Raw genomic sequence first — 14,808 nt, 5'->3', positions numbered from 1 at the left:
GCCGCCGCGGCGCCTGCGCCCGGCCGAGCGTCGCGCTCGGACGGCGGCACGCGCGCCGGGCTCCGGCGCGCGTGCCTGGTCCTCCGGATCACCACGCGATCGTCAGCGACACGGGCTGGCTTGTGTGCGCTCCGTTCGACGCCGTCACCTCATAGACGCCGAACGGATACTCCTCCTCGATCAGGATCCTGCGCTTGTTGATCTGGGAGATGGGGGCGATCACGTCGATGCCGTTCCCGGTGATGCGCACGGTCGTCAAGCCCGGGACGAAGTTGTCGCCGATCACGTAGATGGGATACCAGACGGGCATGTCGGTCCGGTCCGACGCGAACCGCAGGATGCTCGGCGGCAGGTTCGGGTTGGGCGCGGGCTCGGGGGGGCAGGTGGTGACCCACGGCGGGCAGTCGCCGAGGGAGCGGTACGGATCGCGCCCGAGCAGCTCCTGAACGCGCCATTCGGAGACCAGCCGCATGCGGATCCCGTCGTAATCGGACGCCATGCTGGGGAGCGACGGCGCCGCGGGCACCGCGTCGACGCAGCCGCTGTCTTTGGCGTGGTCGCGGCACACCGCCGTGTCGAACGAGCCGGGGGCGAAGCGAGAGATCCACTGCGCGATCGGGAGAGGCCCCGCCGGCTCGATGGCGGGGTCGAGGATCATGAGCTGTCCGCCGACCCGGACCACGGGCGCGACGTGGTGGCTCCACGACACCTCTCCGTCCGGCTCGTTCTCGGTCTGCAAGGTCAGATTCCCGGTCACCCTGGCATACCAGGGCGTCGGGTAATTCGCCTCGTGGAGGAAGTAGGTCGCCGCCGGGGCCCGCTCCTCGCAACCGTTCTCGGGGTCGAGCCAGGGGATCCGCCGCGGAAAGCCGGGCTGGGACGGCACGGTGAGCTCCTCGAACCGCGTGTCGCGGATCAGGGCGAACCCGGAGCTCAGCTGCGCCTCGGTCCAGCTGGGCACGCAGTCGACCGGCACGTTCGCGAGCGGGCCCTTGAGCTCGTTGTACGAGTGTGCACCGTCCAGCAGCGGGCAGCTCCCGCTGCCCTCGAGCGGCGCCGTCCCGTCGGATCGCTCGATGTCGAGATCCGGCGCGGCATCGTCGCCCTCGTCGCCGCCGCAGGCCACGGGGCCAAGGGCCATTGCCGCGACACAGAACAATTTCGCCAAGGCAAGATATGACGGTCTCATCGATTCACTCTCCCTGCATGCGCGACACGAACCGCCACGGGAGCCTGGCTCCCCTGGGGGACAGGACGGTTATCCGGGTGAATGCGGGCAACCTCGGTCGTCCTTCGCGCGAATCGCCCCGACCGCGTCGTTTTCCTGCTGCGCGCGCCCCTCGGCCGCGACGAGCGGGTGAGCTCGCTCGAACACGCGTGGTCGAGCGAGCTTCAGCGCGGCTGCCCGGGTCAGCGGTCGAGCGCGTCGACGTGCGGAGAGAGCACCTCGGCGATCCAGCTCATCACCGCGCGCACGCGGCGCGGCACGCTCCTGCCGTGCGTGTGGAGGAGCGAGACCGGCATGGGCGCGCAGGTGAGGGCGGGCAGGACCTCGACGAGCGCGCCTGCGGCGAGGCTGCTTCCGATCCTCCCTGCCCGCGGCGCCTGGATGATGCCGAGCCCCGCCACGCACGCCGCGAGGTAGGCGTCGGCGCTGTTGACCGTCACCACGCTGCGCATCGGCCGCTCGCGATACCCGCCCTCGTGAGGGTACTCGAACGACGGCGCGTCGGCGCCGAGCGTCGACGCGTAATGGACGACGAGGTGCCGATCGAGATCTTCGAGCCGGCGAGGCGTACCGTGCTCGCGCAAGTACGACGGGCTCGCGCAGTTCGCCATCCGCAGGGCGCCGAGCCTGCGGCCGACGAGCCCCGGGTCTCCCGGGGCGCCGATGCGCAGGACGCAGTCGAAGCCCTCGCGGAGCGGCTCGACGCGCCGATCGGTCGTGCTGAGGAGCACCTCGAGCCCCGGGTGGCGCGCGAGCAGCTCGGGCAGGCGCGGGATGATGACGTCGCACGCGAAGCGCACGGGCAGATCGATCCGCACGCGCCCCCGCAGGGCCCTCGCCGCCTGGAACATCGCGCCGATCTCGTCGGTCTCGAGCGCGAGGCGCCGCGCCCGCGGGAGGAGCTCCTCGCCGTCGGGCGTGAGGCGCACGACGCGGGTCGAGCGCTGGAGGAGCCGGGTGCCGAGCTCGGCCTCGAGGGCCGAGATCCGCAGCGACACGCGCGCCTTGGGCATGCCGAGGTGCTCGCCCGCGCGCGTGAAGCTCCCGAGCTCGGCCACCTTCACGAAGATCTTCAGCGATTCGAGGTCGACGCTCATTGTTTCGGCCAGCGAAACAGTGTGTCGGAACCCCGGGCCTTTCTCAACCGGGATCGGGTCGCTATTCACTACCGCAGACAGCGGCGAGCGGCCGCGTCTCCACCGAAAGGACCCGACCATGAGCACATCGAAGCAGAGCCCCGTCGCCCTCGTCACCGGCGGGAGCCGCGGGCTGGGAAAGAGCATGGCGCTCCACCTCGCCGATCGCGGCGTGGGCGTCATCCTCACCTACCGCGGCGGCGCGGCCGAGGCGGCGGACGTGGTGAAGCAGATCGAGGCCAAGGGGGGCAAGGCGGCGGCCCTCGCGCTCGACGTCGCCGACACGCGCGGCTTCGGCGCGTTCGCCGAGGCGGTGAAGGCGGAGCTCGCCGGCCGCTTCGGGCGCGATCGCCTCGATTTCCTGGTGAACAACGCCGGCATCGGCGTCCACGCGAGCTTCGCCGAGACGACGGAGGAGCAGTTCGACGCGCTCGTGAACGTCCACCTGAAGGGGACGTTCTTCCTCACGCAGAAGCTCCTGCCGCTCATCGCGGACGGGGGGCGGATCCTCAACGTCTCGTCGGGGCTGGCGCGGTTCACGTTCCCCGGGTACGCCGCTTACGCCGCGATGAAGGGCGGCGTGGAGGTGCTCACCCGCTACATGGCGAAGGAGCTCGGGCCGCGGAAGATCTCGGTCAACGTGCTCGCCCCGGGCGCGATCGAGACCGACTTCGGCGGCGGCGCCGTGCGCGACAACGCCGAGCTGAACAAGATGATCGCCGCCCAGACCGCCCTCGGCCGGGTCGGCCTCCCGGACGACATCGGCGGCGTGGTCGCCGTGCTCCTCTCGCCCGAGAGCCACTGGATCACCGGCCAGCGCATCGAGGCGTCCGGCGGCATGATGCTCTAAGGCGCGCTCTGGAGGGACGGCGGGAGGCGCCGCCCCTTCAGGAAGTCCGGCGCGGCCGCGCCTTCGCGCCCCTCTCGGCGCGGGCGCCCGTCTCGGCGCGCGCGCCGGCGCGAGGCGCGGCGCTCGCCGGGGGCGCCTCGGGCGCGGCCGGGCGCTGCATGCGGGCGATCTCCTCCGCCATCAGCGCGGTCGCCTGCTCGAAGAAATCGCAGATGAGCCGCAGCTCGGCGAGCGAGTAGCGCGAGCAGAGCACCGCCCAGCGCTCGCGGAACGGCGCGAAGAGCGCGCCGATCTCGGCGTAGCGCTCGACCACCGGCTCGACCACCAGCTGCCGCCTGTCGCTCGGGTGCTTCACGCGGCGCACGAACCCCGCCGCCTCCAGCCGATCGAGCACCCCCGTCACCCCGCCCGAGGTCAGCCCGGTGAGCTGCACGAGGTCGCCCGGCGTGACCGGCCCCGCCTCCGCCGCCCGCCGGAGGACGTCGAGGTACTTGTGGTCGGTGCCCTTCAGCCCGAGGCGCTCGGCGATCGCCTGGTGAAGGAGCACCGACTGCGTGCTGAGCTCGCGGCCCAGCCGGTCGCCCAGGCTGTCGATCAGCTCGCTCACCTCCTTCGCGCTCGCCCGTTTCCCGGCCATCGCCTCTCGCCTCGATCCACCCGCACTCTACCCGAGCCGCCGCGGGCTTGACAATCCGCGCTAACTATCTTACTTACTAAGAGAGTTACATCGCAAGGAGAGTTCCCATGGATCGTTCGACCGACGAGGCGGCAATTCGGCGCCTGTTCGAGGCCCTGTGCGAGGCGTGGGCGCGCGAGGGCGCGAGCGCCGTCGACGCGTTTTACACGCCCGACTCCGACTACGTGACGTTCGACGGCTCGTGGCTGCGCGGCCGCGAGGCGAACCGCAGGGCGCACGAGGAGCTCTTCGCCGGCGTGCTCGCCGGCACGCGCCTGGTCGGCGAGATCGAGAGCGTGCGCTTCCTCGGCCCGGACGCGGCCGTGGTCGTCAGCACCGGCGCGGTGCTGTGGCCCTGGCAGAAGACGGCGCCCCCGAGCCGGCGGTCGCGGCAGACGCTGGTGGTGGTGCGGGGCGACGACGGGCGCTTTCGGGTGGCGTCGTTCCAGAACACCCGGGTGCGGCCCCTGCCCCCGTCCGACAGCCTGTCCATGCGCCTCTTCGCCGCCGTGATGCGCTGGCGCCTCGCCCTCTGGCGACGGCGCCACCCCGAGGCCCTCGCGGCCTGAGCGCCCGGCGACGAGCGCCGCGACGCCGCGTGGCGCGCGCGCCGTGGTACGGGCGCGCGATCCGTCTACGCGTCCTGCAAGGCCGGCATGACGCGCGCCGCGAACAGCGCCATCGCGCGCGTGACCTCGGCGTGCGGCAGCATCTCGCCGAAGTTGAACCAGGCGATGATGCGCCCCATGCCGAAGCGCGCGGCCAGCGCGCGCAGGCGCTCCACGCACCCCTCCGGCGTGTCGAAGACGCCCATCGACGCGTCGAGGCTCGCGAGCGTGGTGGCGCGCATCCCGGCGAGGAGCGCCAGCAAGCGCTCGCGCTCCGCCGGCACGGAGGCCGACTCCACCTGCGGCGCGAGCGCCGATGACACCATCGCGACGTAGCTCGCGACGCCCGGGGCGAGCTGGCGCTCGATCCCGGCGCGGTCCTCGGCCACGAAGAGCGGCATCACCACGGAGATGTCGTCGGGCGCCGCCGGCGCGTGGCCCGCTTCGCGGCGCGCCTCGCGGTACGCACCCAGGAGCCCCTCCAGCTTGGGGAACGGCGTCACGTGCGAGGCCGTCAAGACCGGCAGCCCCATCCTCCCGGCGAACACCGCGGTCTCCATCGAGTTGGCCGCCACGCGCACCGTCGGGCCTCGCGCCTGCACCGGGCGCGGCACGATCTGCACGCCGGCGACGTCGAAGTGCCGCCCCCGGAACGAGACGCGCTCCTCGCGAAAGGCCTGCAGCAGCAACGCCACGCCCTCCTCGAAGCGCGCGCGGCTCTCGGCGATGGGCACGCCGAAGCCCGCGAAATGCGCCGGGTGCACGCCGCGGCCCACGCCCGCTTCCACGCGCCCTTCGCTGAGCACGTCCAGCGTCGCCAGCTCCTCGGCCGCGCGCAGCGGATGGGTCAAGGGCAGCTGCACGATGCCCGTGCCCAGCCGCAGGCGGCTCGTGCGCGACGCGACCGCCGCGAGAAACAGCGCCGGGCACGAGAGCACCGACACGCGCGGATCGAAGTGGTGCTCGACCGGCCAGATCGACTCGTATCCCAGCTCGTCGGCGGCGAGCGACGAGGCAAACGTGTCCCGGTAGCGCTGGTGCACGTCCTGGCCCTCGGCGCAGGAGACCAGCTGATAGATGCCAAACCTCATGCCCGGCCCTCGTGCAAGGACAGGGCCGCTCCTCGTCGCGTGGATCCCCGCCTTGGTGCTGCCTCATGCGTAGGCGCGTGCGCATCGGACCGAAGAGACGTTTGGCGCGGGACGAGGAGGTCCTCGCCTCCGCTCAGCGGCGCCGCCCGGCGGGCCGCGCTTTCGCTCCGGCGCGATCGTGATCGTGGCCGACCGCGCTGCCGCGAACGGCCCCAACCAACGCGAACCGATGGCGCGAAATCGTGAGCAGCGCTTTCCTTCTGCCGTGGCGCTCGGGGGCTCAGCACGCTGGATCAGCCGACAGCTCGCCTCCAATGCATAGAGCTCATGCGCTCGGCGCAGCGGGCGCATCGTGCCAGACAAAGCTTCCTTGGTGGGTGACCTAACTGGCCGGTGACGCTGCATCGACCCGAGGGGCGCCCTGGGGTTGACCTTGTGGCGACGACCTCCTTGCACCGCGCGCCCGAGCCCCGGACGTACCGTGTGCGAGCTCCGCGAACGGTGTGGTCGGCGTCCTGAAGAGCTCGGTTCACCATGGGTTCCGCGCATGGCGCGTACACCGTGGAAGTGCTAGTTTGCCAGTTTTGGCAGCCGTCCAGTTCTTCCGAGACGGCATGCTGCAATGTCGACCGCTCTCCGCACGCGCGCGCTGAAGGGGGCTTGGTGGCGCAGGTGAGCGCGGCGCACATCGGCTGTGGAGCGCGGCCTTCGTGAAACGTCCAGGAGGAGATGCGCACGATGAGACGAATGACCGGCGTGGTGTTCCTGTTATCCGCTGCTGCGTGCAGCGTCACCCGGGATGGTGGGGGTTTGGCGGAGCGAGCGGGGGAAGGGCTGCTCGCCGTCGAGATCAGCGGGCGCGGGGTCGCGTCCATCCGCGTGGATGCTCGGGGGATGTCCCACGTGACCGCAGAGGACGAAGCGACGGGCTACGGCGGCCTCTGCTATGCGATGGCGCGCGACCGGCTCTTCCAGATGGACGTGCTGCGCCGGAGCGCCAAGGGGCGCCTCGCGGAGATCTACGGGCCCGGCGACGGCGACAGCATCCTCGATCAGGATCTCCTCGCCCGCGCGCAGAACCTCTCGGCGTTCGCCGCGGCGCGCTACGCGGCGGCGGCCTCGCGGACGAAGCGCGCGCTGCAGGGCTGCGCGGCGGGCGTGAACCAGTACATCGCGGATGCGAGAGCGTCGACGACCGGCCTGCCGCTCGAGTTCCAAGCCCTCGGCGTTCAGCCGGATCCCTGGACGCCCGAGGACAGCGTCCTCGCCTACATCTACGTGGGGGTCACCTTCGACACGCTGACGTGGTTCACCAAGCTCGAACGCGCCGCGGTGGCATCCATCGCCGGGACGGAGGTCGCGACGACGCTGATCAAGGAGGCGGGGAACGAAGTATCGATGTTTGATGCGCAGGGCAACCTGAGCCCGATCTCGCAGTTCCTCGTGCCGCCCGGCCCGAGCGGGCCGGCCGCGACCATCGTCAATCCGCCCCCGCCGGCGTGCCTCGCGGGCTCGCGCTGGCTCGCGGGGCGGTCCCTGGGCATGACGCCCGCGAGCGGGCGCGCGAGCAACGCCTGGGCGGTCGACGGGCACCTCACCTCGACCGGCAAGCCGCTCCTGGCGACAGACCCGCACTTCCCCCATGCGACCCCGTCCTCCGTCTACGTGGCTCAGCTCAAGGTGAGCGGGCAGTACGACGTTGCAGGCTGGATGGTGCCCGGCTTCCCCGGGTTCATCAGCGGCCACACGGAGAGCATCGCCTGGGTGCCTACGTATGCGCTCTTCGACAGCGTCGACCTGTACGTGGAGACGCTCCGCCCGGCGAACGGAGGCGGCGAGGAGGTGCTCGTCAACGGCCAGTGGAGGCGCGTCACCACGCGCACGGAGACCCTCCGCGTGAAGGGGCAGCCGGACGTGCAGCGGACGTTCCGCGCGACGCCCCACGGGCCGATCCTCAACGATGGCCTGGAGGGTCTGGAGGCGTTCGGCACCCTCGCGCTCAAGTCGACCGCGGGTCAACCGGCGTGGAGGGTCGACGGCTACTTCGAGATGCCGGCGGCGCAGACCTTTGCGCAGTTCCGGGCGGCGGCGCTGAAGCAGAGCATCGGGTGGAACTTCATCTTCGCGGATTACGCGGGCACCCACGGCCACATCGGCTACCAGCTCTCGGGGCTCGCGCCGCAGCGCGAGAGCCCGCTGAACTCGCTCTATCCGGTGCCGGGGACGGGCGGGCACGAGTGGACCGGATACGCGACCGACGCCGAGCTGCCCTCGGTGTACGATCCGCCGTCGCATCTCCTCGTGACGGCGAACCACCGGATCGTTCCGCGCGGTTACGCGCCGCAGGGCCGGCCGGTCCACCTGGCCAACTACTGGGACATGCCGTGGCGCGCGCAGCGGATCATCACCCGCCTCACCACGGCGACGGCGCCGCTCACGCCGCAGGACATGGCCTCGATCCAGCTCGACACGCAGACCACGATCGGGCTGCCCCTGCGCGACAGCTACCTGGCGGCGCTCGGGCGCGCCGGGCTGCCGGCGGACGATCCGAGCGCGGCGGCGGCCGCGGCGGCGCTGGCGCAGTGGGACGGGAACGCGGCGGCGGGCAGCCAGGGGGCAGCGGTGTACGAGATGCTCACGCTGATCCTGCTGCGCAACACGGTGAGGGACGTGATCGGTCCCGACGAGTACGCGTTCTTCGCGCCGAGCGTGTTTCTCACGAACCAGCTCGGCGGCTTGATGGATGTGCTCGAGAGCCCGCGCGCGCCGTATTTCGGCATCAGCGCGGGCGTCGACCCGGGCGCCGCGCGGGACCAGGCCGTCCGCGCAGCCCTCGCCGAGGCGGACGCGATGCTCCGCGCGTCCCTCGGCTCGGACGTGAGCGCGTGGACCTGGGGCGGGATCCACGAGCTGACCTACAACCACCCGCTCGCGGGCGCGGACGCGCGGTTCGACATCGGCACCTTCCCCGCGACCGGCGACGTGGAGACGGTGAATATCGGCGGGTGGTTCGGGAAGGTCGGTATCCTGGCGCTCCCGCCTGGCGAGCTCGAGGAGGCAGGCGGGGTGCGCGCCGCGCTCGATCAGGACTCGCTGAGCGCGACGCGGATCATCTGGAACCTCGCGCCGCTCGACGGGTCGCTCGGGGTGATGAGCACGGGGATGAGCGGTGATCCGCGGACGTGCCGCTACGCGGATCACGCGGAGGCGTGGAGGGCGGGTCAGATCTTTCCGATACCGTTCACGTCCGCGGCGATCCCTTGAATCGACGGGCGCCGCCGGCGCGCTCGCGGGGCGCCTGAGCGCAGGGGGCGATCGAGACGCCGGCGGCGCCGCGGGCGAGGGCGGGGCGCGGGCGAGCCAGACGGCGCGCTATGCGGCCAGGAGCTTGTCGCGAAAGAGCTGGAGGACGCGGTCGAGCGCGGCGCGCGTCGGCTCGCCCGGAGCATCGATCAACGCGCCGGTGAGCACCGAGTGATGCTTCTTGAGAGGGCCCTCGGGGTGCCCGTCCGCTTGCTCCAGCTCCACGGCGACGAAGCCGTCGCCGAGGCGCTCGCGCAGGAACTGGAACCGCTCCTCGGGCACCAGGGGATCGCCCTTGAAGCGGAGCCCGATCACCCGGAGGCCCTCCCGGTCGCAGCGCTGCGCCACCGCGTCGAGGGTCGCAGGATCGCAATCGACGGATCGCCGCCGGCTCTCGTTGAGCCCGAACGGGAGCGACGGCTGCGACATGACGGGCGCCAGCACCCGAGCGTCCGCCGCCATGGCGAGCGCGAACCCGCCGGTGAAGCACATCCCCACGACGCCCACGCCCGGCCCGCCGCAGCGCTCGTGCTCTGACGCGGCGAGGGCGCGGAGCCAGTCGACGACCGGCGAGGAGCGCCCCGTCGCGAAGACGGTGAACTCCTTGCTGACGCAGGCCTTGGCCATGGTCGAGAGCGCGTAGAGCGTGCCCGACAGCCTGGACGGCTGCAGAGGGTCGCGGCCGGCGGTCCCGAAGAGGTTCGGCAGCACGGCCGTGCAGCCGAGCGCCACGCCCCGGTCGGCGAACCCGAGCACCTGGGGAGAGATGCCCGGCATCTCGGTCAGCACGAGGACCGCGGGGCCCTTCCCCTTCCGATAGACGTCGCGCGTCTCCCCGTGGTGCGTGACGCGCTCGCGCTGGAAGGTGGCGAGATCGCCCTCGGGCGCCTTGGGTTTGCTCGGTGTGGTCACGGCGTGACTGCATCACGGCGCGCGCGCGCGGTAAAGCCCGTCATGGCGGCGTGGCCGCGCGGGCGACACGGCGAAGATCGATTCGCCTCCTCGCCGGCGTCAGGCGCGGCGATGTCCCCTCCGCCGGGCCGCGACAGCGAGCGCGGCGACGGCCGCGAGCGCGAGCGCAGGAGGTGTCGCGCCGCTCGGGGGCGCTCCGAGGCGGCACCCGCACCCGCCCGAGGCATCGCCGTCCGAGCCCGCGCCGAAGCCCGGAATCGCGCCGAGGAAGCCTTCCGGCATGACCCGTCCGAAGGTGTTGTCGCTCTCGTCCGGATCCGCCGTGTCGCTGCGGACGGTCACCCGCGTCGCGATCCGCTGCTGTCGATAGTCGATCCCGCCCCGCGGGGTGAGGGACCAGATCTCCCCCTCGGGGAGCTCTGCCAGCTGGCACGACAGCGTGGTCCCTTCCAGCGCGCAGTCCGCGTCGCGGCTCGACGTCCAGCTGACACGGGACATGTCCGCAGGCAGCTGCTGCTCCAGGATCACGCGGCGCGCCAGAGAAGGACCGGAGTTCACCACGCTCAGCGGGAGCATCAGCTCCGCGCCGTCGACCATGATGCTCACGTGGCCGCTCAGATCGGCGCGCTCCTCGTTGTCGATGGGGACCCTCAGCGCAGCGCGGTTGTTGCTCGTGTCGGCGTCGAACAGGGAGCCGCAGGCCGACACGCTGAGGTCCACGTGCTCGCCCTCCCCCACGCTCAGCGCCGCCGAGAACAAGAGGCTCTGCCCGGCGTCCAGCTCCAGCCGGGAGCAATCCTCGAGGCCGCAGCCCAGCGTCACCTGGCCGTTCTCTCCGCTCTCGGCGAGGAGGGCGACGCGGCCCGCCGCCGAGGGTCCCCGGTTGGTCACCGACAGCGTCATGGAGACGCCGCCGCCTGCCCGGACAGGGCCGGGCGGCTTCACGATGTCGAGCGCGAGGTCCGCGCGGACGCCTCGAGAGAAGGAGATGATCCCGCCGGCGTTGACGAGGTCGAGCAGCCCGTCGCCCGTCAGGTCGATCAGCCCTGCGGGCATGTCCTCGAACGAATCGCGCTCGGTGAACAGCCACCGTCCCTCGCGGAGCCGCCCGACCGAAGCGCCGATGACCACCTCGTCGCCGCCGTCGTCCGAGAGATCGGCCACGAGGATCCCGCCGCGCCCGCGCTCCCTGTCCTGCGGCGCGAGCGCCGTGAAGGTGCCCGCGGCGCCCTGGAGCCACGTGTGGAGCCGCGTCGCGCCGTCGCCCGACGAGCCAGGGATCCTCGCGATCACGGCGACGTCCTGCAGGCCGTTGCCATCGAAGTCGCCGAACGCCCCGAGCTCGTAGCTCCCGTCCAGCGCGAGCCGATGTACCGGCTGAAAGTCGCCAGATGCGGTCCGCCGGGCGACGGCGAGGCCGTCCGCGGTCGGGTACAGGAGGTCGTCCAGGCGATCGCCGTCGACGTCCCGCGCGGCCATCGGGTGTCTGTGGGCGACGCTCTTCTCCAGGACGGCCACGTCCGTCAGCGTCTGCGCCGCGCTGAACGCACCGCCAGAGAAATGGAAGAGCCGCAGCTCGCCCGGGCCCGTCTCGACGACGATATCAGCCTGGCTCTGGCTGAGGAAGTGTCCGGCGGAGAGCAGCAGCGAATCCAGCGAGCTCGGCGTGACGCCGAGGTGACCGAGGAGAGCGAGGTTGCCCGACGACTGCTGGACGACGAAGACGCTGTGCTCGTCCCTGACGACGAGATCGAGCTGACCATCGCCCGTGACGTCGGCCACCGCCATCTGGTGCACGTACAGATCGTCGCCCGCGGCGTCCGGGAACGTCGAGGTGGCGCGCAGCGCGCCGTCGCGATCGCGCAGCTGAACGACGATCTTGTCGGGTCGTGTCAGGATCCAATCGATCGTGCCGTCTCCGTCCATGTCTGCGAAGCGCGCGTTGTGCGTTCCGAGAGGGACGTCGAGATCCGTGTTTCCCCAGGCAAAGAACACCGCTCCGCAGTCTTCGGCGGCGTGCGATACGCCCGGCAAGCCGAGTGTTATCGCACAAGCAATTTCGAAAACATGCCGTCTCATGCGGCAACGCTATCATGCGATTGCGGCGCTCGGGGTGACGATTCAGCGGTCTCCAGCGCGGAGGTCGCGGAGGCTGTCGCGGCTGATGCGTGACATGTCACGGCTGCAGCGTGACATGTCACGTGACATGTCACGGCTGGTGCGTGGCATGCGGGCGCCCAGCGCGGCCGTATCGATGCCGTGCCTCGCGGCCGCTGGGTGGCATGGGACGTGCAAAGCGCGACGAAGGAACGGAACGGATCAACGCAATGACGTAGAAAGGTGTGAGTCCGATGCAGATGCACAGCCTGATCATGCGGTTGGCGACGGCGGCCTTCCTTGCTCTGGCGGCGTCCGGCTGCGTCATGGCCGAGAGCGCAGAGCAGTCCGAGAGCGAGGCGCTCGACTCGGCAAGCGCAGCCCAGATCGGCGTTGGATACAAGGCTTGGCGCCTGTATACGGCGACCTTCGCGAACAATAAGCCACTCTTTCAGGTCCTTGCGATCGGCGGTACCAGCGTGGGCAACTACCAGGCGAACACGGAGTACTTCTCTGTGACCACCGCCAACCTGCAATACCTCGGTCAGAGCAACGTGATTTTCAGTCACACCGACGGGGACGGCACGCCGCCAGCGCAGAGCGGCTCGCAGCAGTTCCAAGTGCCGCGGCTCCCGTCCTGGGCGTCGTTCTCGACGGACCAGGTGAGCGGGGGATACCGCTACGACAGCGGCGCCGTGCACCTGCGCATCGGCACGGCCGGCGGTGAGATCACCCGGCTGACCTGGTACCAGACGATCCCGACGGGGCAGAACCCGGCCAACGTCACGCCGAGCGGGACCTTCACGACCGGCTCCGGCGCCGTGACGGTCCCGGGCGGGAGCGCCGGATATTACATCGACAGCACGATCCAGTGACGCCGAGGGGCCCTCGCGCACCGTCCGGCCGTCGTGGCCGCTGGACGGGTGCATCCTCTTCGACCCCGCGACGCCTCGCGACGAGCTCGGGGTGCCCGAGCTCCCCGCCTATCCTCTCTCGCGCCGTGCTCCACCGACAGCAGTGGAGCGATACCTCGACACGGCAGCCTCCACGCCCGATCTCGGGCTGCTCAGGACAGGGATCCCGAGATGTCGGACGAGCTCGGCAGCGGGGGCCATCGACGCCTGCGCCAGCAGCACGAGATCGCTCGGGAGCGCGGTGGTCTCGATGGTCCTGGCGATCTCGCCGGTATAGCCGGCGTGGTCACCCGCCTCGAAGAGCCGCCACGCGCGCTCGCACAGCGTCTGGACAACGTCGATCGAGCGCTCCGCGTCGGACGCTATCTGATGCAGCAATGCCACGGTCGGCTGCAATGTGCTCTGGAGCGCGGCCAGGACGACGATCCGGCGGCCGCTCGCGACGGCTTGCTCCGCCATCGGGCGATCGATCCGCATCACGACGCAGCCGTCGACGGGCACCGCCTCCGCGACGCCGCCGAGGGTCGAGCAGGTGCACACGATCACCCGCGCGCCGCCGCCGGCGAGGGCCTGGACGACCGCGGCCGTGGCCGACCTGACGCCGTCCGTGATCCCGCCGGCCGCCACCGCGTCCGCGAGGAGGCGCTCCTGGACCTCATGCCGAACCGGGATCGCGTCGTCCACCGCCCGGACGAGGCGGCTGAAGGTCTCGACGTGGACGCGGGCCGTGTGGATGAACGCGAGCATGCCTCTCCCTCGGGGTCACAGGGTGATGACGATCTTCCCGCACGCTCTCCCCTCCCCGAAATAGCGAAACGCGTCGGCGACCTCGGCGAGCGGGTAACAGCGATCGATGACGGGCCTCACCTTCCCCGCTCGAAACAGCTCCGCCAGGGCGGCCAGGTCATGGTTCGCCTTCGCCGCCAGGATGCGCATCTTCTTTCGCTCGCTCCTCGAGATCCACGGACCGAGCAACAAGAGCTCGAGGATCCGACCGACGGATCCCCCGAGCATCACGTAGGTTCCCCCCGGGCTCAGCGCGCGCGAATAGTCGAACATCGAGCGATGCGCCGCGGCGTCGAGGATCAGATCGTACGTTCTCCCGTTCTCCGCGAAGTCTTCTCTCGCGTAGTCGACGACGTGATCCGCGCCGACCGAGCGCATCGTCTCGAGCTTCTCCGCCCGGTCCACGCCGGTGACCTCGGCGCCGAACGACTTCGCGATCTGGATCGCGAACGTGCCGACCCCTCCCCCCGCGCCGTTGATCAAGATCGTTTGCGCGGGCCGGATCGCCCCCTCATCGCGGAGCCCCTGCAGGGCCATGGCGCCCGCCTGGGGGGTGGCTGCGGCCTGCTCGAACGTCATCCCGGCCGGCTTGAGCGCCAGCGCGCTCTCGCGGGCGCGCGCGAACTCCGCGAAGCCGCCCCAGCCGCACTGGCAGAGATCTCCGAACACCTCGTCGCCCGGGCGGAACCGGGTCACGTTCTTGCCCACCGCCTCGACCTGCCCCGCGACGTCCGCGCCGGGGACCCTGTGCTTGGGCTTGAACAGGCCCCAGAAGCGGAAGAACACCGGCGTTCCGGTCACGAGATCCCAGTCCCAGGAGTTCACGGACGCCGCGCGGACGCGCACCAGCACCTCGTCGTCCCCGATCTCCGGCACGGCGATGTCCGCGAGCCTCAGCACGTCGGGCGCGCCGTACCGGTCGTAGACGATGGCCCTCATGTCGCCTCGGCCGGCGCGGCGAGGCGCGCCCCTCCGCGCAGCGGCGTCGGACCAGCCTCGATGACGGCCGGCGCGCATCGCGAGCGCGGCGTGATGGGATGGCTCATGCCGACGATTCTAGTCATCTCCTCGCCACGACCGCCACCCGGCGCGGCGGGCCGGCACCGGCGGCGACCCCGGCTCGAGCGACGCAGCCGGGAACCTCCGACCCACCCCGATGTCGATCGCCCCATCCCACGCCGGCGGTCCTGCGCGTTCAGGCGCGGCC

Annotated in this window: 12 protein-coding genes; 4 read left to right on the top strand and 8 right to left on the bottom strand. The window is 71.3% G+C overall.

Annotated elements, in window-relative coordinates:
* Positions 1-88: 88 nt before the first annotated feature.
* Positions 89-1,141, bottom strand: coding sequence for a protein-glutamine glutaminase family protein (locus WMF26_RS01515; protein ID WP_437998848.1), 1,053 nt, complete (start codon positions 1,139-1,141; stop codon positions 89-91).
* A 269-nt stretch (positions 1,142-1,410) separates the two neighbouring features.
* Positions 1,411-2,325, bottom strand: a complete 915-nt coding sequence (locus tag WMF26_RS01510) for a LysR family transcriptional regulator (RefSeq protein WP_437953599.1) — start codon at positions 2,323-2,325, stop codon at positions 1,411-1,413.
* A gap of 118 nt (positions 2,326-2,443) precedes the next feature.
* On the opposite strand from WMF26_RS01510, the gene WMF26_RS01505 reads away from it, so the two are divergent.
* On the top strand, positions 2,444-3,214 hold the full coding sequence (locus WMF26_RS01505; protein WP_437998847.1) for an SDR family NAD(P)-dependent oxidoreductase: 771 nt from the start codon (positions 2,444-2,446) through the stop codon (positions 3,212-3,214).
* Positions 3,215-3,251: 37 nt separating this feature from the next.
* Here WMF26_RS01505 and WMF26_RS01500 read toward each other — a convergent pair whose 3' ends face one another.
* On the bottom strand, positions 3,252-3,851 hold the full coding sequence (locus WMF26_RS01500; RefSeq protein WP_437998846.1) for a MarR family winged helix-turn-helix transcriptional regulator: 600 nt from the start codon (positions 3,849-3,851) through the stop codon (positions 3,252-3,254).
* A gap of 107 nt (positions 3,852-3,958) precedes the next feature.
* On the opposite strand from WMF26_RS01500, the gene WMF26_RS01495 reads away from it, so the two are divergent.
* Positions 3,959-4,459, top strand: coding sequence for an SgcJ/EcaC family oxidoreductase (locus WMF26_RS01495; protein ID WP_437953596.1), 501 nt, complete (start codon positions 3,959-3,961; stop codon positions 4,457-4,459).
* Positions 4,460-4,524: 65 nt separating this feature from the next.
* Here WMF26_RS01495 and WMF26_RS01490 read toward each other — a convergent pair whose 3' ends face one another.
* Complete coding sequence (locus tag WMF26_RS01490; protein ID WP_437998845.1) at positions 4,525-5,589, bottom strand: LLM class flavin-dependent oxidoreductase; 1,065 nt, start codon at positions 5,587-5,589, stop codon at positions 4,525-4,527.
* 738 nt (positions 5,590-6,327) lie between these two features.
* Between WMF26_RS01490 and WMF26_RS01485 the strand changes: the two genes are divergently transcribed.
* A complete protein-coding gene (locus WMF26_RS01485; RefSeq protein WP_437998844.1) occupies positions 6,328-8,853 on the top strand; it encodes a penicillin acylase family protein in 2,526 nt (841 codons plus the stop codon).
* Between the two features lie 108 nt (positions 8,854-8,961).
* Here the strand turns inward: WMF26_RS01485 and WMF26_RS01480 are convergent, their stop codons facing one another.
* Positions 8,962-9,804, bottom strand: a complete 843-nt coding sequence (locus WMF26_RS01480) for a dienelactone hydrolase family protein (RefSeq protein WP_437998843.1) — start codon at positions 9,802-9,804, stop codon at positions 8,962-8,964.
* A 99-nt stretch (positions 9,805-9,903) separates the two neighbouring features.
* A complete protein-coding gene (locus tag WMF26_RS01475; protein WP_437998842.1) occupies positions 9,904-11,730 on the bottom strand; it encodes an FG-GAP-like repeat-containing protein in 1,827 nt (608 codons plus the stop codon).
* A 425-nt stretch (positions 11,731-12,155) separates the two neighbouring features.
* On the opposite strand from WMF26_RS01475, the gene WMF26_RS01470 reads away from it, so the two are divergent.
* On the top strand, positions 12,156-12,776 hold the full coding sequence (locus WMF26_RS01470) for a hypothetical protein (protein WP_437998841.1): 621 nt from the start codon (positions 12,156-12,158) through the stop codon (positions 12,774-12,776).
* A gap of 108 nt (positions 12,777-12,884) precedes the next feature.
* Here the strand turns inward: WMF26_RS01470 and WMF26_RS01465 are convergent, their stop codons facing one another.
* Together WMF26_RS01465 and WMF26_RS01460 are read right to left on the bottom strand one after the other, a co-directional pair.
* The gene (locus WMF26_RS01465; protein ID WP_437998840.1) at positions 12,885-13,562 is read right to left on the bottom strand and encodes a hypothetical protein; all 678 of its coding nucleotides are present in this window, start codon (positions 13,560-13,562) and stop codon (positions 12,885-12,887) included.
* 15 nt (positions 13,563-13,577) lie between these two features.
* Positions 13,578-14,540: an NAD(P)-dependent alcohol dehydrogenase gene (locus tag WMF26_RS01460; protein ID WP_437998839.1), complete on the bottom strand. Its 963-nt coding sequence runs from the start codon at positions 14,538-14,540 to the stop codon at positions 13,578-13,580.
* Positions 14,541-14,808: the final 268 nt, after the last annotated feature.

It is taken from the genome of Sorangium sp. So ce185 (assembly GCF_051526825.1).
Lineage (GTDB): Bacteria > Myxococcota_A > Polyangia > Polyangiales > Polyangiaceae > Sorangium > Sorangium cellulosum_D.
This window is presented reverse-complemented; position numbering and strand designations above follow the sequence as displayed.

Bases quoted from the DNA above. Each gene is read 5' to 3' on its own strand.
- WMF26_RS01515 (WP_437998848.1), bottom strand. From the start codon at position 1,141: ATGGCCCTTGGCCCCGTGGCCTGCGGCGGCGACGAGGGCGACGATGCC.
- WMF26_RS01510 (WP_437953599.1), bottom strand. From the start codon at position 2,325: ATGAGCGTCGACCTCGAATCGCTGAAGATCTTCGTGAAGGTGGCCGAG.
- WMF26_RS01505 (WP_437998847.1), top strand. From the start codon at position 2,444: ATGAGCACATCGAAGCAGAGCCCCGTCGCCCTCGTCACCGGCGGGAGC.
- WMF26_RS01500 (WP_437998846.1), bottom strand. From the start codon at position 3,851: ATGGCCGGGAAACGGGCGAGCGCGAAGGAGGTGAGCGAGCTGATCGAC.
- WMF26_RS01495 (WP_437953596.1), top strand. From the start codon at position 3,959: ATGGATCGTTCGACCGACGAGGCGGCAATTCGGCGCCTGTTCGAGGCC.
- WMF26_RS01490 (WP_437998845.1), bottom strand. From the start codon at position 5,589: ATGAGGTTTGGCATCTATCAGCTGGTCTCCTGCGCCGAGGGCCAGGAC.
- WMF26_RS01485 (WP_437998844.1), top strand. From the start codon at position 6,328: ATGAGACGAATGACCGGCGTGGTGTTCCTGTTATCCGCTGCTGCGTGC.
- WMF26_RS01475 (WP_437998842.1), bottom strand. From the start codon at position 11,730: ATGGACGGAGACGGCACGATCGATTGGATCCTGACACGACCCGACAAG.
- WMF26_RS01470 (WP_437998841.1), top strand. From the start codon at position 12,156: ATGCAGATGCACAGCCTGATCATGCGGTTGGCGACGGCGGCCTTCCTT.
- WMF26_RS01465 (WP_437998840.1), bottom strand. From the start codon at position 13,562: ATGCTCGCGTTCATCCACACGGCCCGCGTCCACGTCGAGACCTTCAGC.
- WMF26_RS01460 (WP_437998839.1), bottom strand. From the start codon at position 14,540: ATGAGGGCCATCGTCTACGACCGGTACGGCGCGCCCGACGTGCTGAGG.